The organism is Commensalibacter papalotli (ex Servin-Garciduenas et al. 2014) (assembly GCF_000527695.1).
Lineage (GTDB): Bacteria > Pseudomonadota > Alphaproteobacteria > Acetobacterales > Acetobacteraceae > Commensalibacter > Commensalibacter papalotli.
Genome location: NZ_ATSX01000001.1, coordinates 1,278,580 through 1,302,966, shown reverse-complemented (window position 1 = coordinate 1,302,966; position 24,387 = coordinate 1,278,580). Strand labels below are relative to the sequence as shown.

Sequence of the window (24,387 nt, the reverse complement as noted above, 5' to 3'; positions counted from 1 at the left end):
ATAACCGTCCTAAATATTGGGCGGTTTTTTGTATTTAAAGAGGATATCAAAAAAATGACAAGTAATTCAGGAGATCAAATCATTATTGTTCCATCAGGTTCGTTGAGTGATCAAGAAATCAACTTGCAAAGTAAATCCCCCGCCGAGGTATTGTATTATCAATTTTCTATGGTTAATCGTTTAGATAGTGGTGAAGTTATTACCAAAGTATCTGCACAACCAGCTGATGTTGATCCCAAGGTTGTTATTGATCAAATTTCATATTCTAAACAAACTTTTAAAATAAGGGTTAGTGGTGGTCCAATGAATACCAAAGTTGGTATTCGTTTTTTAGTCACGACAAATATTGATACAATTCAAGAGTTTGATGCAACATTACCAATAGCACCCGCCGGTATTTTAGAAAGTGGTGAGGTTGGTGATTATATAATTGGTAATACAGGTCCTGTTGGTTCTCAAGGCATTCAAGGTATTGAAGGAGAGAGGGGTAAGGCAGGGGAAAATGGAACTCAAATTTTAGTTTTTAATCGAGATCCAGATTTAAACGATGTGAAGGAAAATGTCATTTGGTTAAATAATATTACTGGTAATTTATATGAAACGGTAATGAATAAAAATAATACATTATACTGGAACAAATTAGGTAATTTAAAAGGGAAAGCAGGGAGTTTTATTTATCATGGTGCAGTTTATCCTGTAGTAAATAATAGTTATAAAGATGGTGATTTATATTTTAATACATCCAGTAATGACTTGTTTACCTTTAGTCAAAACCAATGGGTAAAAATATCGAATTTACATGGAAAACAAGGAGAAAGAGGCTCTTTATGGTTTTATGGTCAAGGAGATCCAATAGCGTCTAAATGTTACAAATGTCGTGATTGTTATGTAAATACGACAACTCAAGAGCTATTTGTTTTTAATGGTAGCGGTTGGCAACAGTCGATTTCTTTAAAAGGTGAGGCAGGTATTAAAGGTGATAAAGGTGATCAAGGCGTAAAAGGGCAACAAGGTGATAAAGGTGATCAAGGCGTAAAAGGGCAACAAGGTGATAAAGGGGCCAAAGGTGAACAAGGAGCACAAGGTGTACAAGGCCCTCGAGGTGATAAAGGTGATAAAGGTGATAAAGGCGATAAGGGTCTTCAAGGGAATCAAGGGTTACAAGGAATAAAAGGCCAAGCAGGAAGTTTTATTTATAGTGGTCAAGTATACCCTGTTGATAATGATCAATATAAAACTGGCGATTTATATTTTAATACAGAAGAAAACGATTTATATACTTTCAGTCAAAATCAATGGATCAAAATATCAAATTTACAAGGAAAACAAGGAGAGCGAGGCTCTTTATGGTTTTTTGGAGAACAAGATCCAATAACATCTACTTGTTTTAAAGGTCATGATTGTTATGTCAATACGACAACACAAGAGCTATTTGTTTTTAATGGTTCTGATTGGCAAAATTCTGGATTTTTAAAAGGTAATCAGGGCGTTCAGGGTTCTCAAGGACCTCAGGGTAATCCAGGTAAAGATGGCCTTACACCTACTATTAAAACAGGAAAAGTAAAAACGTTAGATGTTGGACAAGATGCGACGTTTATTACGAATACAGTTGATGATATTGTAACTATTGATGTTGGGATACCCAGAGGATCAAGTTTTGATAATGATGGTACTGTTGATTTAAACGTAAAGACTATTACTAGTGATGGAAGTCTAGTTAAAACAGATGGTGTTGGTAATCTTACTGTAAATAAAAGTATAACAGCTAATAATGTTTTTGCTGAATATTATAATGTAGGTAATGGTCAACAATCTGCTTATATGAATTTTCATTCTCAAAATGCAAAAAATATTTTAGATTACGATGTGCGGTTTTTGGTACAAGATAGAACATCTGAAACTAGTGCTGGTTCTGGTATGTTAAATATAATTGCATCTACAGTAAACATGTCTAATGATCTAAAAATAACTGGATCAGTATCATCAGATGGTGATAAAATTAAGTCAGATGGTGACGGACATTTACAGGCAAAGCATTTTAAATCAGAAAATGGCGGTGTATATACAAATACTACAGATTATAAAGTAGGTGAGATTTTTTATAAGCAACTACCTTATGTTTCTATGTATGGATGGAAAATACTCGATAATAGAATATTCTATCAAAACCCAGAGTTAGATCTAGAATATGAAATATTTTTAAGAAGTGAGAGTATACCTGAATTAAATAATAATAATAGTTTAAACTTACTTTTTGAAGCTTATCTATCTAAAGAATATGATCCAGAAACGGAGTTAGTGACGCACAATTCTCCTGTAAACAAGCGTTTGGGTATTATTGGTACTGAAGGTTTGTTAGGGCATGATACGGTTAATTATCAAGGAGCGCCTTCAATAAACCCAGAAAGACCTTGGTACTATGGCTCAAGAACTTTAAGAATTAATCCAAATAAACTGTCTGATATTAAATTAAATAGAAATTTAGGTGTTTCAGGTATAACTAACAGTTATTTATCTGGAACGATTGGGTTATCAACAAACTATTTTACTAGATCTGATGATGATACAAAACAAGATGGTTTTGTTACTCCTGTTATTTGGGATACAAATACAGATGATACAGCGCAGGCAAGGACATTAGGTGTTCCTTATATTCCTGCTGATAAAAAAGATACTTTGCCTGATACATCCAATATTGTGATTGGCACTCAGTCTTATAACCAAACAGATAAAAAACCTGTTTGGTGGAATGGAAAAAGTTGGGATAAACCTCTTTTTGATGGTCAAAGAGGAGAGCAAGTTGTAGCTTTTTGGTTAAAAGCATATAATTTTCAATTTATTGATAGTTGGAATTGTAGCATTGGTATTCCTAATATGTGGGGTGCTCAATATGGTGGTAGAACAAAAAACAATGGTATTACGATTAAATATTTTGAAAAAACAAGAACTGCAGATGAACGTAAAGCGATTGAAACTGAAATAGCGAATGAAATTACTGATGCAACCAAGAAAGCAGCAGAATTAGAAAAAATAGCTAATAAAACTTACACAGATTCAAAAAGTGTAGGTTTATATACTGGTTATAATGTGATTCAATTCTATAATAGAAATAATTATGTAAATTTAAATAATTTTTATTATGATGGTTCGATTATTACGACAGGGTCTTTAAATCCAGGTAAAGTTAGTGCTTTAACTAACGATTGTATTTTACAAGATGGTGCTATTGCTAAGGATGATAAAGGTGGTTTAAGAGTATATGATGATACAAACAAAGTATGGAACCCATTGTGTAGAATCGTGGCTACAGGTGTTATAGGTATTAATGCTTCAGTGGCTGGAACGTTACCTAGTATCCCAAGATTTAATGATAATTATCCTAGCTATGGAAATGTTACTATTTCTTACGGTACAAATTCAGTCATCCTCTCTTCTCCATTATTTACTAATAAAGCAAACGATTATAATGGATTGATTTATAATATTGATTTAATTATCCCGAATACAGCTCCAGATGAATATTTCAAATATAGGGTCATCTGTGGGCAGCAAGATCAAATAAAAGGAAATGTGATTGTTCAAATTGTTGATACAACGAATGGAAAAAGGGTTAATTTTTTAACAGACACAACAATTGCATTTACTTTACAATTTACATTTAACAGGGTTTAACGAGAAGTTAGGTTAAATAATATAATATAGGCATAAAGTGGGGCGCAACAGCGTCTTTTTTTATGCCTTTTTTATGGGAAAAAAACATGGAAAATACAGATTTATTAATGCAACTGTTTCAATATGTTATGGGGATAATTCCTGGAGATATTACAGGAAATATTGTGTCTGCGGTGACTGTAATAGTAACAGTTTGTACATTGATTATGAGGTTTTGGAAAGAGCCAGAACAGGATCGCAAAAGTCATAAATTATGGCAGTTTCTTCATGTATTGGCCTCTTTTAAAAAGCCAGATGAAGTGAAGGAGAAAGGTAGTGGGGGGAAGTCTAGTTAAACGATTGCGTAAAAGAGATCATTGGTTTGCTGAATGGTGGAGTTCAATGCTGTTAATTTCTGTCGGAATTTACGGGTTTTGTTCACCAGATCATTTTGTAATTCAACAATCCTTTATTGACGGATTTGTCAAAGTTATACCAATTTATTTGTGGGAATCCCTTTTTATTATCGTTGGGTTATTTCAATGTTGTGCATTGAATTGTGAAAGTTTACTCGGCAGAGGTTTGGCTGCATTTTTTGCTTCTTCTTTCTTAATTTGGGGAACATTAAATATTGCAGTTTATGGGCAATGGCACTTTAGCTTGCTTGCATGGGGTGTATTCTCGGCAATAAATCTCTATGCGCTTTCCAGAATTTTGCGGGGGCTAGAGAAAAACTATGAATCTCTTTGAGGTCCTGCGCTGGTGGTGGGAAAATAATGCTGAGTGGATTAAAATTCACGATCCCTGGGTTATTCCTGTTGTTGCTATAAGTATTCCTTTGTCTTTTGTTATTCGTGCAATTTGTGCGGTGATAAAAATTTGGAAAGGGAAATAATTATTTTAGTAAATATATTTAATAGAGGAGATTGATATTTTGATCAGCCCAAACATGTCTAAAAAATGTCATGCTCCATTGTTCAATCCTGATTCAGACGATGCCATTCAAGAAATGGCGCGCCGAAGAAGTGAGTTGAAAATTATCGTTACAACAGGATTAGGAAGTGATGTTGACCGTTATGTTTCACAATCACCAACATTAATAAGGCAAGTAACACAATTAAAACATGATAATTGGCAATTTGTATGGGGGGCAGCAGGTAAAGGTACAACAACGCAACGCCCGAATAAAGATCAGAGATTAGAGGCTAAAATTATCATAGCTTCTGAATTTAGATCAGATAAAGCTACAACTATCGCCCAGGCAACGTCGTCTGTTGCTCATGAAGTGGGGCATGCTCTTTTTTTTAAGGGATATAATTTTTCTTCTGTTGAAAATTGTATAGATAACTATATGATAGGTAAAGGTGGAGAGGCTGATGCAATTGTTAATCAGATTATTGTTAGGGCAGAGATTTTACAGACAGCTTGTATTGATATTTTTGCGGAAGCAAGAGAGCCTGATTCGCTAAGAATAGATATGATTCAATATTATCGTGATGGATTAAGAACAAATGATATGAAAACAGCAAAAAGAAAAATTGCTGATTTATATTCAGAAAAATATACCAGCAACACCAATCCACCACAAAAATATAAGGATTATTATGGGAATAGTTGTAGAGATGCTATTGAAGCATTCCGGAAAATATAGAAATATTTGTTTTTTCTATGTATTGAGTTTGGCACTTTCTTTGCCTTCTTATGCCAGAGTAGATACTAAAGTAATACCTTTGTTTAAAAACGCTTTGTCAGAAAAATTTTTAAAACAATATCCTATTTTACCTTATAATTTTATTGATTTACTCAGAGTAACACCTAAACTTTTACCTGTAAAATTAAAAAATATTCAAAAAATATTCAATAATCAATTGCGTATTGTGGAACAAAGTGAAAATTCTGTATCTTATATATTAGGATCATATAGAACATTAGATGGTGTAATCGTAAAAGATGTAGGGGTTAAAATAAGATTAAAGGCTGGCTGGAAAGTTGTAGGTTTTGGTTTTGATTTAGATCAAAAACAATGTGTTAATACTAAATTATTAAAAAAGGAATTTGGTTTTATAATTCCTGAGTTGCTGTCTTTTCATCCTGTTGCTAATGCGCCGATTGCACTTCATACTACAAATGGACGGGGGATTTTTGTTATGGGTATAACAGCAGATTATCCTGATTGTGCTACGAATATAGGTATAGGGATGTTTAATAGTAAAAAAGAACAACAAGAATGGAAGGAATATGTACGTAAAAATGCTCCTTATTTGCGAGCAAGAGAAAGGCAAAAAGAGCTAGAGGAAAAGTAGTTACAGTCTATATTTCTATTTAAAGAAAAATAATGTTCGTTGTATTTTTTTTATCTAAATTATTGTTTTTATAAAAAATATATTGATAATTATTCATAAAAGCTAAGATAATTAACAGTAAGTTAATATTTTTATATTAACATTTCGTTATTTTACCTAAAATTTTTAAATATTTTGGGTAACTTCCCAATATCCCCTTTAAAAGAAAATCATTTTGTGAATATAACGCCCTAATTGCGTTTAAGGGATAAATTTACCCATTAACATCAAAGCGAGTATTAAAATGGTAAAAAAAGTCAAGTCAAGTCACAGCGAAAGCTCCTAAGGATAAAGGTTTTCCAAAATTAAAAATTCTAAGTCACCAAGAGATATATAATTTAATTGCCAAGTTTATGCGCAAAGCTATTCCTGTCAAAGGGGCAAAACTATCAATTATTAATGACTCCCAAAACCGCACATCAACGCCTAAATTCCCTTACATAGTTTTGAAAATTACTGATAAAAAACGCTTATCTTCCAGTGAAACACGTTATACAGATAAATATAAAATCATATGGTGCAGATCCCAGGTTTCGGTTCATATCTTATTTGTGGGTACAGATAAAATCCCCGCCTTGGAAATGGCGCATGCTTTTGATATGCGTTTTAATGATGCTTGGGCAAGCGAACAGTTTGAACAATATAGCGATATTCTTTTTCCATTGTATAGTGATGACGTAAACTCTGCAGGTCAAATTATTAACTCAGAAGATCAAGTGGATGATGCATATTCGGTTAATGCATATTTTGAATATCATCCAGAACTTGGTGTTTGTGCAGCAAGTGCAAAAGAGGTTGTGATGGATGTTGATATAGTGGATTAAGAACTTTTATTTATTATTTTAGAGCCTGTATATAATTACAAGGTATTAAATTCGACATCGTAAATTACTAGTCATACTAACTTTCAAAAGCCACCTAATAAACAGGTGGTTTTTTTTATTAAAATCAAAAGGATTACATACAATGGCAAAAGTCACAGGAGGGATTTATATTCCTCATTTAAAAAATGAAATTATTCAACCAGCCTTGGATTATTTAGGTTTGGGTGGCGTCAGAGCGATTAACCAAGTTACAGGTACATTCCTTGCAGAAGGATATGCTGGTGGATCAACTTATTTAAAACAGCTTGGCAAAGGACCTGCGGTGGGTGCGATGCAAATGGAACCTGCAACCTATAATGATATTTGGAAGAATTTTTTGGCTGGCCCTAAACGTAGCCATCTTGCAGCATTACTCAAAAATATCGCGGGTGAATGGAATACGGACGCAAACGGTATTCCTAAACCAACCACAATGACAGGTAACATTTTTTTTGCAGCTGCTATGTGTAGAGTTTTTTATCTTAGGGTTCCAACAGCATTACCTTTTGGGAATGATGCCATTGCAATGGCGCAATATCATAAAAAATATTATAATACAGCACTAGGGAAAGCCGTTTGGCAGGATAATGTCGATCGCTTTCAGCAAGCAATTGATGTCTAGTTAAATAAAGAATTTCTTTTTAATTTTTAAATTTTCGTCCATGATATTTATCTTATAATATTAAGGGAAATAGGACGTTATGGTAAAATCGTTATATATATATAGTCTTTTTTTTGGAATGTTGTTTTCGATAACATCTGTTAATGCAGAAAATCCTAAAGAACATTATAGAACGTTGCATGTAAAGGCTGAGTTAACAAAACAGACGAAAAGCTTTCAAGTCAAGCATCTTTTCCCTTTTAATTTCCCTAATGATTTGCCAGGAGAGCCTGTTTTTAAGGGGGTCAAGGGTCAGTTTTCGACAACCACTCAGGCTAAGTTTGATAAGGATGGTAAAGATATAACTTCTTCAGAAACACTGTTCGCTGTTGATTATTCTTCAAATAACTGTCCCAAAGTTGGAGAGGCAGTATCAAGTTATCAAGATTTAGCTAATAAATATACCCGATATTCTTTAGTGCAAAATATTATTAAACAGACAAAAGGAAATAGCACACAACTATCTGATGTAGATTATATGCTGCCTAAGGATATAGGTATTCATATTAATACTGGAGATAAAGGTTGTGGAATAGTTGTTTTTGACGGTACGGATTTCACAGGTTATCCGTATACGATGAAAGTGGATTTACAACTTAAATATACATTTGAACCAATAACAAACGGCCTAGACGGAGAGTTTATTATTGGTGCTTATAATCTAAAAAATCCTGCTTTAAATGCATATATCGTTTTACCTGTAAAGAGTGGCTCAGGTAAAGGTTATGGTGTGTTACGACCAGGAACTATTTATGCTGTAAATGGAAATGTTGCGACTTCTGCTGTTTCTATTCACAATAAAGGGAATTGGTTTGTCCGCTATATAACTGCAGTTTATAAAAAAAATAGCTGTCAAATTGCATTTAAGAAACATGGCCCTACAAAGTTTTTTTGGAATGATAAAACAGGGACAGGTAATGATCCTAATCCATCCTCTGTATTTTGGCCTGATGTAACCATTATTTCAGACTTTACTTCGGCAGGTAAAGATAGAGATAGTATAATGGCACAAGCCAATGGAAATCAAAAGTTACCTATTCATGTTGAAAATGGGGATTGTGTTGTGCAAGCAGCGCTTCCTTATGGAGATCGAACAACAGGATCAGGAAGTAACATGAATATGGAAAGTCAGGTTTATATAAGGACTGTTCCAGACTAAATAAATTGTAATTACTACTTTTTTTAAGCCACTCCATTCGGGGTGGTTTTTTTTTATAATGCGTTATTAAACGCTATTTTTTTAAGGATAAAATTATGAATAAATTACTATATACAAGCGCACTATGCGCTTTTTCTATTTTTTTAGGCTCTAAAGCTTCAAAGGCGATTGATTTTCCAGATCATTATCGCACATTAGACATCAAGGCAGCACTAACGAAATCAACAAAAGATTTTACAGCTAAAAATGTTTATCTTTTTAAGTTTCCTGACGATTTGCCTGGAACTCCAGTATTAAAGGGTGTTAAAGGGCAATTTTCAACAGAGACACAAGCAAATCTCAATGCTGATGGTAAAGAGATCACATATTCAGAAACTTTGTTTGGTGTAGATTTTATTAAGGATATAAGTAAATGCCCCAACCAAGGAAAATGCCCTTCTGACGGGGGTATAATTTATAGTTTAGATAGTGCATATGGCAGTGGTAATCATTTTGGACTTGCTAGTGGTATTGTTAAACAAACTGAAGCAGGTAAACAAGTATATAATTTTGATTACACTAACCAGTATGACACTGTGCTGGATACTGAAAGAGGCGGATATGTTACGGTTAATTTTGATGGTACTGACTTTCAAAATAAACCCTATACTATGAAAGCAGACTTACAACTTCAATATTCACTTCTGCCAATTCGTCCTGCACTGGATGGTGAATTTACTATTGATCTTGATACTTATACAAAAACAAGATATAATGCAAACGTTGTTTATCCTGTTGTTAGCGGCCCAGGACGAGGTAATGGAGTGGTTAGACCAGGAATAATTACCGCCGTTGGTGGGAATGCTTCCGTATCAGTTGGTGCCCTTACTTCTAAAGAAAGATGGTCTGTAAGGTATGTAACAGCTGTTTTAAAACATAACAGTTGTTACGCTGGTTTCAAAAAAGATACTGTCGGACAGAGAACAGATCAAAAATTCCAAACTCAAGGTCCTGCTGGATTAGGCGCTGCACCTAATCCATCACCAGTGTTATGGCCAGCATCTACGATTATTTCTGACTTTACCCTTGTTGGGAGTGGTCGTAATAGTGTTGTTGGTAGTGCTTCTGGAAATAAAAATTTACCTATTCATGTCGAGGATGGAGATTGTATTGTTCAAGCAATACTTCCTGTAGGATTTCCTGAGACTTCACCGGGAACATATGCGAATGTTGAGAGCCAAAGAAATTTTACTTATATTCCAGATTGATTATTGATTTCAACTTAAGCTTAATAATAGTTTTAAAAGTCACTCTTTTTCGGATATTTTTTTTATGCAGAATTAAAGTATATTATTTGCTTCAGCCTGAAGATATTATAATCATATAGGTTGTGGGAAGGATATATGGTGCCGGATGAGAGATTTGAACTCCCGACCTTCGGTTTACAAAACCGCTGCACTACCACTGTGCTAATCCGGCATTTCAGCGTTATAACGCTTGTTGGATTGTTCTATGCAATATTTTATGTTCGAACACAAGTAAAAAATGATAAAAAAGTAATTTTTTTTATAGTTTAGTGTAAAATTGAGAGGGAAGCGATTTTTTTTGATCGTTTTTAATCAAATTATAGCTATAAGTATTGATCATTTGGCTAAATAAACCTAGATTAATAATTAAGAGTCATGACGACTCTTAATTATATAAATTAATACGACGTTCTTGGGGCGAGGTGAAACTCCTCACCGGCGGTGATGAAATAGCAATATTTCTAAGCCCGTGAGCGCTTATGTTAGAAATAACATAAGGTCAAGCAGATTTCGGTGTAATTCCGAAGCCGACGGTCATAGTCCGGATGAGAAAGAACGATGCTGAGGCTGTTCATAGTAAAATATGCGACAAGTTTTGGCATATGTGCCCGCGTGCGTCCAGAGCAAAGGACTGATTTTAAAATGCAAGCACGCATTCATTCAACTTTATTCAATAAAGTTGAATTTTCTGAAAAAATTGTAAATGGGTTTCAATGTGCAATTAATGAAGCCTTGCAATATGTAGGGCGTACTGCGCCCAATCCCCCCGTAGGCTGTGCTATTTTGGATGAACAAGGGAATCTCTTAACGGTTGCAGCTCATCATCAAGCAGGCACACTCCATGCAGAGGCTTTGGCCTTGCAGCAATGTAAAGATCTTGGAGTGTGGGATAGGATTTCTGATGTTATTGTAACTTTGGAGCCATGTAACCATACTGGGCGAACACCTCCTTGTTCTGAAGCATTATTGCAAAGCCCTGCTAAAAGAATATGGATTGGGGTAAAAGATCCTAACCCATATGTTTGTGGAGCAGGTCACGTAAGGTTACAAGAAGGAGGTAAAGAGGTCTTTTTACTTGAAGATATCCTTTCAATAATGGCGCAATATTGGCATCAACAATGTGTAGATTTGTTGGCACCATTTACTAAATTTATGCTTGAACACAAAGCTTGGATTACTGTTAAACAAGCTTTGAACGTTTCAGGCTCTATGGTGCCACCCAAAGGTCAAAAAACCTTTACTTCTTCTAGATCTTTAACTTTGGCACATCAACTGCGTCGAGGGACAGAAGCAATTATTACAGGGGTGAATACGATTAAAATGGATATTCCATCTTTTACCGTTCGCCATGTGCCTGACCATCCAGAAAAAACCCGTTTATTGGTAATTTGCAGCCAAGCCAAAGAAAAATTAGAAGATGCTTTGTCTGAACAATATATAGAGCAAGCCAAAGCAAATGGTTTTTCTTTGCTGCTTTGTAATGATTTGGAAAGATTGCCAGAGCTTCTATATGCACATAAAGTCATGTGGGCAATGGTAGAGGCTGGCCCCTTATTATTACAAGAATTTCGTCAACGGCAATTATGGGATGAATGGTTGACTATTCGCCAGCAAACACAAGGTGAAGATGATGTGAATATTATTTCCAAGCATACGGCTTTCCCAACACGTCAGCTTTTATCCGATGTTCAGTTTCATTTTGAAAAGGAAGAGTTATGTTCTCTGGTATCATAGAATCATTGGGAACGATTCACAGTGTAACGCATGAACCTGAGGCTATAGTCGTTGAGGTTGATACGGGTATTACAGATCTTTCCATGGGTGAAAGCGTTGCTGTGAATGGTGTTTGTTTGACGGTTATTAAATATGATGATAAAGGGCGTGCGACATTTTTTATTAGCTCTGAAACGTTAAACCGAACCAATTTGAAAAAGTTACAAAAAAGTAAGCGTGTTAACCTAGAACGTGCGGTAACTCCTTCAACGCGTTTATCGGGTCATATTGTCCAAGGGCATGTAGATGCGACTGCTAGATTCATCAAAGCAGAACAAAGTGGGGATGCATATAAAGTATTCTTTGCATTTCCTGCATCCTTAAGAAAATATGTTGTGGAAAAAGGCTCCATTGCGATTGATGGTACTAGCTTGACCCTAAATGGTGTTGGTGAAATTGGTGCAGATAGAGCTGGTTCAGATGAGTTTATTATTCATATCATGATTATTCCCCATACTTGGGAACATACGACGTTGGGGCATTTATTCCCTAGCGATATGGTGAATGTGGAAGTAGATATTATTGCAAAGTATGTGGAGAATTTATGTTTAGTCCAGAAATGATCAAGACGTTAAGTCCTGAGCTTAAAATTGCTGTTGATACCTTACGTGCAGGTAAAATGGTATTGATGGTTGATGATGAAGGTCGTGAAAATGAAGGTGATTTGGTTGCTGCGGGTGAGTTTGTAACCCCTGAAATCATTAATTTCATGATTACCCACGCTCGAGGGATTTTGTGCATGCCGATGTTGGCTGAAAAAGCTCAACAGCTTAATTTATATCAAATGGCACAGCATAATACGTCACCTCATGAAACAGCTTTTACGATTTCTATTGAAGCTAAAGAGGGAATTACCACAGGTGTTTCTGCTGATGATCGCGCGAAAACTTTTGAAGTCGTGATGAAGGATGATGTCACAGCCAACGATATTGTTCGTCCAGGTCATATGTTTCCTTTGGTTGCTGATCCAAATGGGGTTTTAGCGAGAGATGGTCATACAGAAGGCTCAATTGATTTAATTAAAATGGCAGGGTTAAAACCTGTTGCTGCTATTTGTGAAGTGTTAAATGAAGACGGCACAATGGCTAGAATGGCAGATTTAAAGGAATTTGCTGAACTGCACCAAATTCCTTTGGTGAGCGTATCTGCTATTATTGAATGGCGTAAACAATATGATGCGGTACCCGTTGATCCTTTAATTGCACTTGTAAGGGCAGGAGAGGTTGCTAATTTACCGAATTATTACGGTGGGGAAGATTTTACGGTTCAGTCTTTCGTTGACTTGAAAGGGAATGAACATTTGGCCATTATGAAAGGGGATTTTTCCTCTGATGATGCTAAAATACCCTTGGTTCGGTTGCATTCAGAATGTTTGACTGGGGATGTATTAGGTTCTTTGCGTTGTGATTGTGGTCCTCAGTTGCACAAGGCTATGAAGATGATTGGTGAGTCTGACAAAGGTGTTGTAATATATTTACGTGGACATGAAGGGCGTGGGATTGGCTTATTTAATAAGATTTCAGCTTATGCTTTGCAAGACCAAGGTCTAGATACAGTAGAAGCTAATCATCGCTTGGGATTTGCCGCGGATATGCGTGATTGGAAAGTTGCTGGAGCGATCTTAGAGAAGTTAGGCATTAAAGGGCTTGATTTGCTTACGAATAATATGGACAAAGTCGAAATGCTTGAGAAGCAAGGTTTTTCTGTAAGAAATCGTGTTGCGATTGAAATTGAAGCTAATCCTCATAATGTATCTTATTTAAAAACCAAAAGAGATCGTATGGGACATGCTTTGACCTCTAAAAAAATTGATCAATAATTCTTATTATATCGAAAGTCTTTTGAAATGATTAAACAAGCACCACAGTCTTTGACGAATTTTGAATTTAAAACAATGCCACGTATTGCTATTGTGGTCAGTCGTTTTAATAAAAGAGTTACGGGTGGTCTTGCTAAAGGTTCTCAGGAATGGTTAGCAGAACATCAAATCCCTTTTAACGCAGAAGAAGATCTATTTTATGCACCTGGTGCTTTTGAGTTACCATTAATTGCACAAAAATTGGCGAAAAGTGGGAAGTATGATGGTGTTGTTTGTTTAGGTTGTGTGATTAAAGGGGATACGGCTCATTTCGAGTTTATCAGTCTTGGCGCAACGATTGGTATTATGCAAGCATCCCTAGCGACTGAAACACCGATAACCTTTGGTATTTTGACAACTTATACTTCAGAACAGGCGCAAGATCGTTCTGAAGACAATGAAGAAAACAAAGGTCGTGAAGCCGTTGCCGCTTGTGTTGAAAGCTTGGTATTACTTCAAAAAATCTAAAATATAACAGTCTATTTAAAAACGGTCAGGCCTTTAATGAGCTTGGCCGTTTTTTTTGTTTATGGTAAAAATTTTACTGTTTTAGAATCCTTTTAGCATAGTTGCCTGTATCTTCATTGACTTTAGAAGTTATAATTTGAGTGATTTCTTGTAATTGTATTTGTGTTAATCCTGTATTCAATGCAATTCCATAATGCGCTTTTAACTGTGCGTCGGCACCTTGTATGGTTGCCAAGGCTGCAATCGTAGCAATTTCTCTGTCTTGATGGTTAAGAACATCGCGTATAAAAATATCACCAAATAAATGGGCACGTAAAAATTGATTTAACGTTGGAGCAAAGTCAAATAAGGGCCCTTCGACTACTTTCCCAGCCAGTTGTGTCTGAACTTCAGTTCCTATAGCAAGGATATCGATATTTTCTGCAATCGGAGTGGCTTCTTTACCGACTTCATCATGAATATTGCTAGACTTACGCTCGTTAACAACAGCCATTAATGTAGAAATACCATTAATGGCGCGGGGAAAGCCAACATAAGTGTAAAGTTGTATTTGAATTTCTTTAATTTCATTGATGCTCAGCCCATTTTCTAAACCATTAATAATTGCTAAAGAAAGATGGTCAAGTTTACCATTCGCTGTAAAAGCAGCAATAGGTATCATGGCTTGTTGTTTAGTGTTGAGATATGTCATGGGTTCTCCTTATATAATTTGACTATAAAAATAAATAATTTCATCATTACTGAATAATATAACCACCATCAACAGAGATGGATTGACCAATAACAAAGCTGGATGCAGGACTACATAGCCATAAAACAGCATCTGCAATTTCTGATCCTTTGCCTAATCGCCCGATGGGTTGTACGCGTGCTAGATCTTCACGGGATAAATCTCCAGTTTCGAACATTTTTTCAACCATAGGGGTATCAATAGTACCAGGGCAAATGGCATTAATACGAATGTTTTGGATGGCATATTCCAGCGCAGCACTTTTGGTTAGGCCCAGCACCCCATGTTTTGTTGCATGATAGGCGGCGCGTCCAACACCCCCAACTAGTCCTCCCAAAGAAGAGCAATTTACAATCACACCACTACCTTGTTTTCGCATCTGTAAGAGTTCATATTTCATACATAACCAGACACCTTTCAGGTTGATATTAAGGGTGCGGTCATATTCTTCCGAAGTTAAATCGGCAATATTTGTTACAGGGCTTTGAACTCCAGCATTGTTAAAGGCTATGTCTAATTGTCCAAATTGATCAATAATTTGTGTGATAGTTGCTTTGACATGATCTTCTTTACTTACGTCACAAGTGATCGCAATAGCTGTGTTACCCTGTTTATTAATTTCTTGGGCAGCTATCTGGGCTTGTTTTTCATTATAATCCGCAATAATGACATTTGCACCTTGATCTGCAAAAGCTTTGGCGGTATCAAACCCTATTCCTTGAGCCCCACCTGTGATTAAGGCAACTTTATTTTTAAAATACGTTTGCATAATTGTTCTTTACAGTTAAAGGAATAATTGGGGTAGTATAATAAAGATATTAGAGATTGATTAGCCAAAGCAAATTCAATATTTTTATGAAATAATATCATTATCAATTATGTATTCTATTTTAAATGGGTTCTTTTTGTGTTTGAGTAGATATAAAGGTTGTTTTATTTTCTTTTTATTTCTATTTAATAAGACAAGGATATTTTTGTTTTTTTATATATCTAACTTGTGCGGTTATTTCTGCTTATTAATTTTATATCGATATTGAGGTTAAAGGGGTTTTTTGCCAATGATGTCCACATTTATTGGGCGTGTGGTGGCTTTTTGTTCTCGCCATGCTTGGTTTGTTATCTTGTTTTATATTGTAATTGCAATAACCTCTGCCTTGGTAGCATATAAAAACCTAGAGATTACTACCGATACAACCAAGATGTTTTCTGCCAGTATGGATTGGAAAAAACGTTCTGATCAGATGAGTAAAGATTTTCCCCAACGAGAAAATTTATTGGTGGCATTAATTGAATCTAAAATACCAGAAGAGGGTGAGTTAAGCGCACAAGCGCTGGTCAAACAATTAAAAGATGATAAAAAACATTTTGATTTCGTAGAGTCTTTACAAAATGATCCGTTTTTAGTTCGAAATGGGCTGTTATTTTTACCTCCTAAATTGCTTGAAACAACTTTGAATAATATTATTCAAGCACAACCATTTTTAAGCAGCCTTTCCGCAGATCCGTCTGCTCGTGGATTATTTGATACTCTGGGAATGGTAACCATAGGGGTAAAAGAAAAACAAATAGATCTGGCGCAATATAATGATGCGTTAAATGGATTTGCAGATGTTATAACAGAAAACGCCTCAGGCCGTATCCAGCCGTTTTCTTGGGAAAGAAGTCTTTCAGGAAAATTGTCAGAGTTGGGTGGTAAATATCAATTGGTTGTTGCGAAACCTAAATTGGATTTAAATTCAATTAGGCCTTCAGGGGTTTCTTCTGAAATCTTGCGCAATGCAATGAATAATTTACCTTATGTTAAAAGTGGTGCTGTCAAAGTCTACATGACTGGAGATGCTCAGATTAATGATGAAGAGTTCTCGACCGTTTTACATGGGATGATTATTGGATTATTTGTATCTTTTGTTTTGGTTGCAGGATGGCTGTTTATGGCTGTTCGCACTTGGCGATTAATTATTCCAATTTTGCTGTTATTGTTTATTGGTCTTGATCTGACAACGGGGTTTGCCTCTATAGCGGTGGGAACGTTAAATCTTATTTCAATTTCATTTGCTATCTTATTTGTAAGTATTGCTGTTGACTTTGGAATACAATTTTGCGTTCGTTTTAGGGGGCAGGATCGTATTAGTAAGAATGAAAAAGATGGTTTAACCCACGCTTTGTCACATACAGGATACGAGGCTGGACATCAAATTTTTACCGCAGCGGTTGCAGCAGCGGCAGGTTTCCTAGCATTTACGCCAACGAACTTTATTGGTGTGAAGCAGCTAGGCTTGATTGCTGGTATTGGGATGTTCATTGCGTTTGTTTGCACGGTTACTTTCTTACCTGCGTTACTCTCAGTGTTACGTCCGAGTGTTGTACAAAAAGATGCTGGTTTCCCATGGTTGAAGCCTCTAGATAAAAAAATACGTCAATATCGTTTTGGAATTATTACCGTATATGCCATTTTGGGAGCAATTGGTATTTTCTTATTAGTTGATCAAAAAGTTGTTTTTGATGCAGATCCTTTTCATACCAAAGATCCTCGTTCCGAAGGAATGATGGCTTTGAAAAAGATGATGGGTGATCCTAATACATCGCCTTATACCGCAGATATTATTGTCAATACCCCTGAGGAAGCCAAAGAAATGGCTGAAAAGCTTAAAAAACTTCCTACAGTTAAAAGTGTTGTTTGGCTAGATTCGTTTATTCCTGAGAAGCAACAACAAAAAATGTTGATGCTACAAGATGCTGCTTCTATTTTACTACCTACATTGTCTATACAAAGCTCTAAGGCTAAACCTACAGCACAAGAGTTGCGTCAATCTGTTGTAAAGATGGTTCAAGAGTTGGATTCAATTCAAAACGATCTACCTAAAGATAGTCCTTTACTTCGGATGCAAGTTGCCTTGAAAAAAATTGAAACAATGCCAGATGATCAATTAATTGCTATGAATGATAATTTGGTAAAATTTTTGCCTTATCAATTGCAACGACTGCAAATGATTTTAACACCAACATTGACAACTTCTAAAGATATTCCAGCTGAGCTTGCCGATCAATATAAAACAAAAGATGGAAGATTAAGAGTAGAAGTTTATCCTAAAGGTATTGATCTAACAACCGATCAAATTATTGCTTTTGTTAAGCAAGTTCGCACTGTAGCCCCAAAAGCAGCAGGCACCGTTGTTGATATCGTCGAAAGTGCGCAAACGGTTGTTCATTCTTTTATCATCGCGGCAATTATGGCTATTATTGCGTTGGCAATTATTTTATTTATTGCATTACGTCGTGTGTTAGATATGATTTTAGTATTGGTTCCTTTGATTTTATCAGGGTTAATGGCGATCATTGTGATTGTTGTGATTGGTCAACCTTTGAATTTTGCCAATATTATTACTTTACCGTTATTTTTAGGTGTTGGTGTATCTTTCAATATTTATTTTGTAATGAATTGGCGTGAACAATTAAAAGAGCCATTGGCGTCCCCTACTGCCAGAGCTGTTTTATTTTCTGCTTTGACAACTGGAACAGCTTTTGGTGCACTGGCAGCTTCTGCACACCCTGGAACAGCCAGTATGGGAGTTCTATTGTTGATTTCGTTAGGATGTACGTTAGCTGTGACATTGGGGTTAGTTCCCGCGTTATTACCGAAACGTGATATTGACGAGAAATAAAGGGCAGGAACATTAATGGCTTAGAAACAGTTTTTAATAAATTGTTGAAAAGCCAACCCACGGTGGCTGATTGTGTTCTTTTCTTTTTCTGTCATTTCTGCAAAAGTGACAGAATATCCTTTGGGTTGAAAAATAGGATCATAACCATGGCCATTTTGCCCTCTTGCTGGCCAAATGAATTTTCCGTCAATCTTTCCTTCGAATTCAAAAGTAACACCATCATGAAAAGCCAAGCATAGTACAGAAATAAAATAACAAGAGCGATCTTTGCTTTTTCCTAGTTTTTCATACATGGTGCGCATTGCCATTGAATAGTCCTTGTTTGGGCCTGCCCAACGCGCGGAATAAATTCCAGGATCTCCATTAAGTGCATTAATGCAAAAGCCAGAATCATCAGCCAAGCTGGGTAATCCTGATTTTTGCGTAGCAGCCAAAGCTTTGATTTTTGCATTTTCATAAAAACTTGATCCTGTTTCCTCAGGTTCTGGCAAGTTTAAATCCCCAGCCGAATAGGTTTGAATTTCAAAAGGGGCCAATAGGCTTCTGATTTCTTGTGCTTTTCCTGCGTTGTGGGTGGCAACTACCAGTTTTGAACCATGCTCTATTTTACGATAATTGGTCATAAAAATTTCTTCTTTATTCTATAAATAAAATCAACTTGATTATTTTTAACATACTGGCATGGTCTATAGAGAGATATAAATATTTTTTTGTATTATTATGTTAATAATAATGAAATTGCCTTTTTACTATTATGAGAAAGATATATGGAACTCTTACTTGATCCTTCGGCCTGGGCTGGGTTAATAACGCTGATTGTTTTAGAAATTGTCCTAGGGATCGATAATCTTGTCTTTGTCGCAATTATTGCTGATAAACTACCTGCTAATCAACGAGACAAAGCCAGAATATTAGGTTTGGTTTTAGCAATGATTACACGGCTAGGGTTGCTTTCTATTATTTCATGGATAGTAACACTGACCAAGCCACTAGTTGAATATGGAGGCTTTACGCTTTCAGTTCGAGATTTAATTTTGATTATTGGTGGTATTTTTCTGCTATTTAAAGCTACAACAGAGCTACATGAACGCCTTGAGGGGCATGAGCATCAAGATAATCAAGGTAAAGGCAATGCTAAATTTTGGGTAGTGATTACTCAAATTATTATTTTGGATGCTGTATTCTCGTTGGATTCAGTGATTACTGCCGTCGGTATGGTAGACGAGCTGCCAATTATGTTTGCAGCAGTTATCGTTTCTATGATGGTGATGATTTATGCATCAAAGTCTTTGACGCGCTTTGTCATTGCACATCCGACGATTGTTGTGCTTTGCCTTAGTTTTTTGATGATGATTGGCGTGACGTTGGTTGCAGATGGGCTTGGGTTTCATATTCCCAAAGGGTATATTTATGCTGCGATTAGCTTTTCTTTGCTTATTGAATTCTTTAACCAAATTGCACGACGTAATTTTATTAAAAACCAATCAAAGCGGCCATTTCGTGATCGTACAGCTGAAACAATTCTGCGTTTAATTGGATCAAATCGTTCAGAGCAACAAGAAGGGAACTCTGATAAAGCATCTCAAGAAGTTTTTGCAGAAGAAGAGCGTTACATGATTAATGGGGTCTTAACCTTAGCGTCTCGTTCTTTACGCAGTATTATGACCCCTAGAATTGAAGTTTCTTGGATTGATTGTGAAGATTCACCAGAGGAAATAAAAAAACAAATTCTAGAGACACCCCATAATATTTTCCCAGTTTGCCGAGGGGATTTGGATAATATTATCGGTGTAGTCAGAGCCAAAGATTTATTAATGGTTGTAAATAATAAAGAGGACGTAGTAGAATTTGCAGCACAGCATCCTCCGATTATCGTTCCCGATATGATCGACGTTATTAATTTATTGCCAATTTTGAAAAAAGCCAAAGGACGTTTAGTTGTTATTACTAATGAATTCGATACGGTTCAAGGAATTGCAACCCCTGTTGATGTATTAGAAGCCATTGCTGGAGAGTTTTTGGATGAAGATGAAACGTCGAAAATTATCAAAGATGGGGATAGTTGGCTAGTTAAAGGTTCTACGGATATTCATTCAGTGATGATGACTTTGAATTGTGATGCTTTTTTTGATCATGACGAAGAGTACGTTTCTTTGGCAGGTTTTCTTTTTGCACAGTATAAAAGAATTCTGACCATCGGTGAAATCATAGAATTTCAAGGGTTACGATTTGAAGTTATAGAAATGAAGGATTATCGTATTGAATTAGTTCGCATTACGAAAATACAAGCATCGAACGAAAATGAGTAGTAACATACTACTCTTAACGCATTAATGATGATCAAGATATTGTAAAAGAGGAAAATGAAATGCTTCAAACGATTGATATATCAAAAGCAGGCACGTATAAAATTGGTGGCGAAATAGAAATTAATCGTATGGGTTTTGGTGCCATGCGTATTGTTGGTAAAGGTGTTTGGGGCGAACCCGAAGATCGTAATGAGGCTATTGCTACGCTCAAACGTGCGGTGGAGTTAGGTGTAAATTTTATTGATACAGCCGATAGTTATGGCCCCTTTATCAGTGAAGATTTAATTTGTGAAGCTTTATATCCTTATCCTTCTTCTTTATTAATTGGCACTAAAGGTGGTCATACGCGTCATGGCCCTGATATTTGGCGTCCTATTGGCAGCCCTGATTATTTGCGTCAGTGTGTTTTAATGAGCATGCGTCGATTAAAATTGAATGAAATTCGGTTTTGGCAGTTACACCGTGTGGCAGAAGATACGCCAGCTGAAGTGCAATTTGAAGCGATTGCTAAAATGCAGCAAGAAGGTTTAATTTGTCATGTTGGGTTATCTGCGGTGGGAATTAAACAGATTGAAAAAGCACAACAATTCTTTAAAGTTGTATCTGTACAAAATAAATATAATCTGATTAACAGAGAATCAGAGGCTGTTGTGCAATATTGCCAAGATAATAATATTGCATTTATTCCGTATGCGCCCTTGGATCAAGGGGAGTTCACACAAGGCGATGTGTTAAAAGAAATTATGAAGTCCAAGCACGCAACAGCACGTCAAGTTGCATTAGCATGGTTATTAAAGCGTGGAGATTTTATGATTCCTATCCCGGGAACCGGAAAGGTTATGCATTTAGAGGAAAATGTTGCAGCAGCCAATATTGGTTTATCTGATGCGGAGTATAAGTATTTAAGCCAAGAAGGGGCAGAAATATGGGGGAAAAGGAAAAATTCGGTCAAATTATATTTGAAGGATGAGTAATTTTTCACTGATCATTTTATTTGACTTATTTTCATTTTTTAAGAAAATCTGTATATAAGACAATTAGCTGGATTATTTTAATCGTTATTTTGAGAATAGAGCCTAATTCATATGTCTCCTGAAACCCCTGATATACCACCCAACTCTAAACGTAAACGTCCCGTTTCAATACAGCCTCGCCCTCGTTATCGGTTTTGGCGCTTGTTGATTGGCAGTATTACGGGGCTATTTCTCTTTGTTCTTGTTGGAGGCGGGCTGGCTGTATGGATAAAATATTCAAGTGCGGTTAAGGGGTTGCCTACGATTGAGGGGCTTCGCAATTATTCTCCTCCAGTGATGAGCAGAATATACGCTAATGATGATCACGTGGTTGCAGAACTTGCTGCCGAACGTCGGTTGTTTGTTCCTATTGGTGCTATTCCTCAAAAAGTCAGGGATGCGTTCATTGCAACAGAAGATAAAAATTTCTATACTCATGGTGGTGTAGATCCTATGGCAATTGCCAGGGCGCTTATTCAAGATGTGTTTCGTGTGCATGGTAAGCGTTTAGTTGGCGCATCAACAATTACTCAGCAAGTCGCTCGTAATATGTTGTTAAATAACGATCGAAAGCTGGAACGCAAAATCAAAGAAGCCATTTTGGCAATGCGTATAGAGCAATCCCTTAGCAAAGATCAGATTCTTGAGATTTATCTTAATGAAATTTATCTTGGGGCAGGGGCTTATGGGGTTGCAGCTGCAGCGCAAATTTATTTTCATAAAAATTTAGACCAACTGACTACTGCGGAGGCTGCTTATTTAGGCGGCTTACCGAAATCTCCTTATAATTATGATTTATTTCGTAAGCCAGATGCTGCCAAACAACGACGTGATTTTGTATTAAGCCGTATGGCTGAAACAGGGGCGATTACTCAACAAGAAAAGGTTGCAGCACAAAATGAACCTTTATCTTCTAAAAATGTTAGTGGCAGACGTGGGCCAACTGCAGGTACAGAATGGTTTGGCGAGGCTGTTCGTCGTGATTTGATTGATCGTTATGGTCTTGAAAAGACAATGCAAGGTGGTCTAGAAGTTCATACAAGTTTGGACCTAAAAAACCAAGCCCTAGCTACTAAATTAATGCGTCAGGCTTTAATTAAATATGATCGTAATCATGGTTGGCGTGGGGCTGTGGCTCATCTTGGTGACGATGCTATATCACAATGGGTTGAAAATCTAAAAAAACAGAAATTGCCTACTGGGATGTTACCTAATTGGCGTTTGGCAATTGTTTTAAATGCCAAAACGGGTTCTGTTGGCTGGGTTGATGGCGGAAAAAATGCGACAACTCATCAAGGAACAATTTTATCAAAAAGTTTGAGTTGGTCAAAACGTCGTCCGTTAAAAGACGGTGATATCGTTATGATTGAGCCTCAATCAGAAGGAAATCAGGTTGAGTTATGCCAAATTCCTCAAGTTGAAGGTGCTTTGGTTTCTTTGGACGTTCGAACAGGGCGTGTTTTGGCTATGTTTGGTGGTTGGTCTTTTGCAGAGTCTCAATTTAATCGTGCTACCCAAGCTTTGCGTCAGCCAGGTTCTTCGTTTAAGCCAATCGCTTATCTAGCTGCGATGGAAAAAGGGATTTTACCATCACAGATTTTTATGGATGCCCCGTTTTCTGTAGGGGATTGGCATCCTAATAACTATGAACACAGTTTTTGGGGTCCAACTGCGCTGCATAATGGCCTGCGTTATTCTCGAAATATTATTACTATTCGTCTAGCCGCTCAAATTGGGATGGATGCGATCGCTAATTTATCAGTTGCTTTGGGTGAAGTAGATTCTATGCCGAAAGTCCTGCCTGCTGTGCTAGGTGCTGTTGAAACAACAGTTTTGCGGCATGCAGGGGCTTATGCCAGCATCGCTTCGGGTGGGGCAATTGTGAAACCTACTACGGTGGATTATATCCAAGATCGAAATGGAAAAGTGATTTGGCGTTCTGATGCGTTTCAAGCGAATAATGTAACCGATCCTAATCAATTACCAACTTTTACAGATAATAGAAAGCGTGCAGTATCTGAACAAAGCGCTTATCAAATTATCACAATGATGGAAGATGTGATGCGCCGAGGAACTGGTTTTTCTGCGAGCAAAGGTATTGATACCCCGATTGCAGGGAAAACGGGAACTTCGCAGAATTTCAATGATGCTTGGTTTGCAGGGTTTTCACCTGATGTTGTAACGATTGTATGGTTTGGGTTTGATTCTCCAAAGACATTGGGTAAAGGTATGGCTGGGGGTGTGATTGCAGGCCCTGTTTGGAATGCTTATATGAAAGAAGTACTACCAACCTATCCAAAAAGAGAATTTATCAAACCTGCTGGTGTTTTTATGGCCAGTTATAGCACCAGCAAGGGTATGGTTACTGATGCATTTAAAGATGGTCAAACCCCAGGTGGCAGTATTAACCTAAGCCCAGGTATAGCAACAGGTGCGTTAAGCGCTGCAGATACAGGTGCTGAAAATGTTCCAGATTCAGAAGAGAGTATGGGAGGTGGATATTCTGGGGATTATGTTAATGAAGGTGGCACAATTAAACCAAAAACTGCCTCTCCAGCGTCTGCCCCTGGTGAAAATATTGGTATGGGTGGTTTGTATTAATTGGGCTTGTA

At 36.6% G+C, this 24,387-nt stretch carries 21 protein-coding genes, 1 tRNA gene and 1 riboswitch; of the genes, 18 read left to right on the top strand and 4 right to left on the bottom strand.

The window, feature by feature from the left end; translation table 11 throughout:
- The first annotated feature begins 54 nt into the window (after positions 1–54).
- The 10 genes from COMX_RS10660 (at position 55) to COMX_RS05825 (ending at position 9,923) form a co-directional block, all read left to right on the top strand.
- On the top strand, positions 55–3,672 hold the full coding sequence (locus tag COMX_RS10660) for a phage fiber-tail adaptor protein (RefSeq protein ID WP_051461905.1): 3,618 nt from the start codon (positions 55–57) through the stop codon (positions 3,670–3,672).
- Between the two features lie 86 nt (positions 3,673–3,758).
- Complete coding sequence (locus COMX_RS05860; RefSeq protein WP_084051551.1) at positions 3,759–4,007, top strand: hypothetical protein; 249 nt, start codon at positions 3,759–3,761, stop codon at positions 4,005–4,007.
- Positions 3,988–4,401, top strand: a complete 414-nt coding sequence (locus tag COMX_RS05855; protein WP_034338067.1) for a hypothetical protein — start codon at positions 3,988–3,990, stop codon at positions 4,399–4,401. The genes COMX_RS05860 and COMX_RS05855 overlap by 20 nt, the downstream gene beginning before the upstream one ends.
- Positions 4,388–4,546 (top strand): hypothetical protein, encoded by a 159-nt coding sequence (locus COMX_RS11210; protein ID WP_200867606.1) that lies wholly within the window; start codon positions 4,388–4,390, stop codon positions 4,544–4,546. The genes COMX_RS05855 and COMX_RS11210 overlap by 14 nt, the downstream gene beginning before the upstream one ends.
- 39 nt (positions 4,547–4,585) lie before the next feature.
- Complete coding sequence (locus COMX_RS05850; RefSeq protein WP_152534164.1) at positions 4,586–5,302, top strand: hypothetical protein; 717 nt, start codon at positions 4,586–4,588, stop codon at positions 5,300–5,302.
- The gene (locus tag COMX_RS05845) at positions 5,256–5,954 is read left to right on the top strand and encodes a hypothetical protein (protein WP_235176780.1); all 699 of its coding nucleotides are present in this window, start codon (positions 5,256–5,258) and stop codon (positions 5,952–5,954) included. Before COMX_RS05850 ends, COMX_RS05845 begins: the two co-directional genes overlap by 47 nt.
- A gap of 350 nt (positions 5,955–6,304) precedes the next feature.
- Positions 6,305–6,817, top strand: a complete 513-nt coding sequence (locus COMX_RS05840; RefSeq protein ID WP_394295725.1) for a phage neck terminator protein — start codon at positions 6,305–6,307, stop codon at positions 6,815–6,817.
- Between the two features lie 142 nt (positions 6,818–6,959).
- Positions 6,960–7,478, top strand: a complete 519-nt coding sequence (locus COMX_RS05835; protein ID WP_034338056.1) for a hypothetical protein — start codon at positions 6,960–6,962, stop codon at positions 7,476–7,478.
- Between the two features lie 79 nt (positions 7,479–7,557).
- Positions 7,558–8,676 (top strand): hypothetical protein, encoded by a 1,119-nt coding sequence (locus COMX_RS05830; protein WP_034338053.1) that lies wholly within the window; start codon positions 7,558–7,560, stop codon positions 8,674–8,676.
- Positions 8,677–8,771: 95 nt separating this feature from the next.
- Positions 8,772–9,923 carry a hypothetical protein gene (locus COMX_RS05825; protein ID WP_034338050.1) on the top strand — a complete coding sequence of 384 codons (1,152 nt, stop codon included), beginning with the start codon at positions 8,772–8,774 and terminating at the stop codon, positions 9,921–9,923.
- A 136-nt stretch (positions 9,924–10,059) separates the two neighbouring features.
- Here the strand turns inward: COMX_RS05825 and COMX_RS05820 are convergent.
- A tRNA-Thr gene (locus tag COMX_RS05820) sits at positions 10,060–10,134 on the bottom strand.
- Positions 10,135–10,366: 232 nt separating this feature from the next.
- A riboswitch (FMN riboswitch) is annotated at positions 10,367–10,523 on the top strand.
- Between COMX_RS05820 and ribD the strand changes: the two genes are divergently transcribed.
- The 4 genes from ribD (at position 10,521) to ribH (ending at position 14,061) form a co-directional block, all read left to right on the top strand.
- Positions 10,521–11,696, top strand: a complete 1,176-nt coding sequence (gene ribD, locus COMX_RS05815; RefSeq protein WP_235176778.1) for a bifunctional diaminohydroxyphosphoribosylaminopyrimidine deaminase/5-amino-6-(5-phosphoribosylamino)uracil reductase RibD — start codon at positions 10,521–10,523, stop codon at positions 11,694–11,696. (Overlaps the previous riboswitch by 3 nt.)
- Positions 11,678–12,298, top strand: a complete 621-nt coding sequence (locus COMX_RS05810) for a riboflavin synthase (protein WP_034338044.1) — start codon at positions 11,678–11,680, stop codon at positions 12,296–12,298. Before ribD ends, COMX_RS05810 begins: the two co-directional genes overlap by 19 nt.
- Complete coding sequence (gene ribA / locus COMX_RS05805) at positions 12,280–13,554, top strand: GTP cyclohydrolase II (protein ID WP_152534163.1); 1,275 nt, start codon at positions 12,280–12,282, stop codon at positions 13,552–13,554. The genes COMX_RS05810 and ribA overlap by 19 nt, the downstream gene beginning before the upstream one ends.
- 27 nt (positions 13,555–13,581) lie before the next feature.
- A complete protein-coding gene (ribH, locus tag COMX_RS05800; RefSeq protein ID WP_034338042.1) occupies positions 13,582–14,061 on the top strand; it encodes a 6,7-dimethyl-8-ribityllumazine synthase in 480 nt (159 codons plus the stop codon).
- A 73-nt stretch (positions 14,062–14,134) separates the two neighbouring features.
- Here the strand turns inward: ribH and COMX_RS05795 are convergent, their stop codons facing one another.
- Both COMX_RS05795 and COMX_RS05790 read right to left on the bottom strand, forming a co-directional pair.
- Entirely contained in the window at positions 14,135–14,752 is a 618-nt protein-coding gene (locus tag COMX_RS05795; protein WP_034338039.1) for a carboxymuconolactone decarboxylase family protein, read from the bottom strand.
- Positions 14,753–14,798: 46 nt separating this feature from the next.
- Complete coding sequence (locus COMX_RS05790) at positions 14,799–15,560, bottom strand: SDR family NAD(P)-dependent oxidoreductase (RefSeq protein WP_034338036.1); 762 nt, start codon at positions 15,558–15,560, stop codon at positions 14,799–14,801.
- A 289-nt stretch (positions 15,561–15,849) separates the two neighbouring features.
- Here COMX_RS05790 and COMX_RS05785 point away from each other — a divergent pair, with 289 nt between their 5' ends.
- The gene (locus tag COMX_RS05785; protein ID WP_034338033.1) at positions 15,850–18,453 is read left to right on the top strand and encodes an MMPL family transporter; all 2,604 of its coding nucleotides are present in this window, start codon (positions 15,850–15,852) and stop codon (positions 18,451–18,453) included.
- Positions 18,454–18,473: 20 nt separating this feature from the next.
- Here COMX_RS05785 and rdgB read toward each other — a convergent pair whose 3' ends face one another.
- Positions 18,474–19,076, bottom strand: a complete 603-nt coding sequence (gene rdgB, locus COMX_RS05780) for an RdgB/HAM1 family non-canonical purine NTP pyrophosphatase (RefSeq protein ID WP_034338031.1) — start codon at positions 19,074–19,076, stop codon at positions 18,474–18,476.
- 144 nt (positions 19,077–19,220) lie between these two features.
- Here rdgB and COMX_RS05775 point away from each other — a divergent pair, with 144 nt between their 5' ends.
- The 3 genes from COMX_RS05775 to COMX_RS05765 all read left to right on the top strand — a co-directional run bounded on the left by COMX_RS05775 (position 19,221) and on the right by COMX_RS05765 (position 24,376).
- Positions 19,221–20,762: a TerC family protein gene (locus COMX_RS05775; RefSeq protein WP_034338029.1), complete on the top strand. Its 1,542-nt coding sequence runs from the start codon at positions 19,221–19,223 to the stop codon at positions 20,760–20,762.
- A 59-nt stretch (positions 20,763–20,821) separates the two neighbouring features.
- Complete coding sequence (locus tag COMX_RS05770) at positions 20,822–21,736, top strand: aldo/keto reductase (RefSeq protein WP_034338026.1); 915 nt, start codon at positions 20,822–20,824, stop codon at positions 21,734–21,736.
- Between the two features lie 111 nt (positions 21,737–21,847).
- Complete coding sequence (locus tag COMX_RS05765) at positions 21,848–24,376, top strand: penicillin-binding protein 1A (RefSeq protein ID WP_034338023.1); 2,529 nt, start codon at positions 21,848–21,850, stop codon at positions 24,374–24,376.
- Positions 24,377–24,387 lie beyond the last annotated feature (11 nt).

Bases quoted from the DNA above. Each gene is read 5' to 3' on its own strand.
- COMX_RS10660 (WP_051461905.1), top strand. From the start codon at position 55: ATGACAAGTAATTCAGGAGATCAAATCATTATTGTTCCATCAGGTTCG.
- COMX_RS05860 (WP_084051551.1), top strand. From the start codon at position 3,759: ATGGAAAATACAGATTTATTAATGCAACTGTTTCAATATGTTATGGGG.
- COMX_RS11210 (WP_200867606.1), top strand. From the start codon at position 4,388: ATGAATCTCTTTGAGGTCCTGCGCTGGTGGTGGGAAAATAATGCTGAG.
- COMX_RS05845 (WP_235176780.1), top strand. From the start codon at position 5,256: ATGGGAATAGTTGTAGAGATGCTATTGAAGCATTCCGGAAAATATAGA.
- COMX_RS05835 (WP_034338056.1), top strand. From the start codon at position 6,960: ATGGCAAAAGTCACAGGAGGGATTTATATTCCTCATTTAAAAAATGAA.
- COMX_RS05830 (WP_034338053.1), top strand. From the start codon at position 7,558: ATGGTAAAATCGTTATATATATATAGTCTTTTTTTTGGAATGTTGTTT.
- COMX_RS05825 (WP_034338050.1), top strand. From the start codon at position 8,772: ATGAATAAATTACTATATACAAGCGCACTATGCGCTTTTTCTATTTTT.
- ribD (WP_235176778.1), top strand. From the start codon at position 10,521: ATGCTGAGGCTGTTCATAGTAAAATATGCGACAAGTTTTGGCATATGT.
- COMX_RS05810 (WP_034338044.1), top strand. From the start codon at position 11,678: ATGTTCTCTGGTATCATAGAATCATTGGGAACGATTCACAGTGTAACG.
- ribA (WP_152534163.1), top strand. From the start codon at position 12,280: ATGTTTAGTCCAGAAATGATCAAGACGTTAAGTCCTGAGCTTAAAATT.
- ribH (WP_034338042.1), top strand. From the start codon at position 13,582: ATGATTAAACAAGCACCACAGTCTTTGACGAATTTTGAATTTAAAACA.
- COMX_RS05795 (WP_034338039.1), bottom strand. From the start codon at position 14,752: ATGACATATCTCAACACTAAACAACAAGCCATGATACCTATTGCTGCT.
- COMX_RS05790 (WP_034338036.1), bottom strand. From the start codon at position 15,560: ATGCAAACGTATTTTAAAAATAAAGTTGCCTTAATCACAGGTGGGGCT.
- COMX_RS05785 (WP_034338033.1), top strand. From the start codon at position 15,850: ATGATGTCCACATTTATTGGGCGTGTGGTGGCTTTTTGTTCTCGCCAT.
- rdgB (WP_034338031.1), bottom strand. From the start codon at position 19,076: ATGACCAATTATCGTAAAATAGAGCATGGTTCAAAACTGGTAGTTGCC.
- COMX_RS05775 (WP_034338029.1), top strand. From the start codon at position 19,221: ATGGAACTCTTACTTGATCCTTCGGCCTGGGCTGGGTTAATAACGCTG.
- COMX_RS05770 (WP_034338026.1), top strand. From the start codon at position 20,822: ATGCTTCAAACGATTGATATATCAAAAGCAGGCACGTATAAAATTGGT.
- COMX_RS05765 (WP_034338023.1), top strand. From the start codon at position 21,848: ATGTCTCCTGAAACCCCTGATATACCACCCAACTCTAAACGTAAACGT.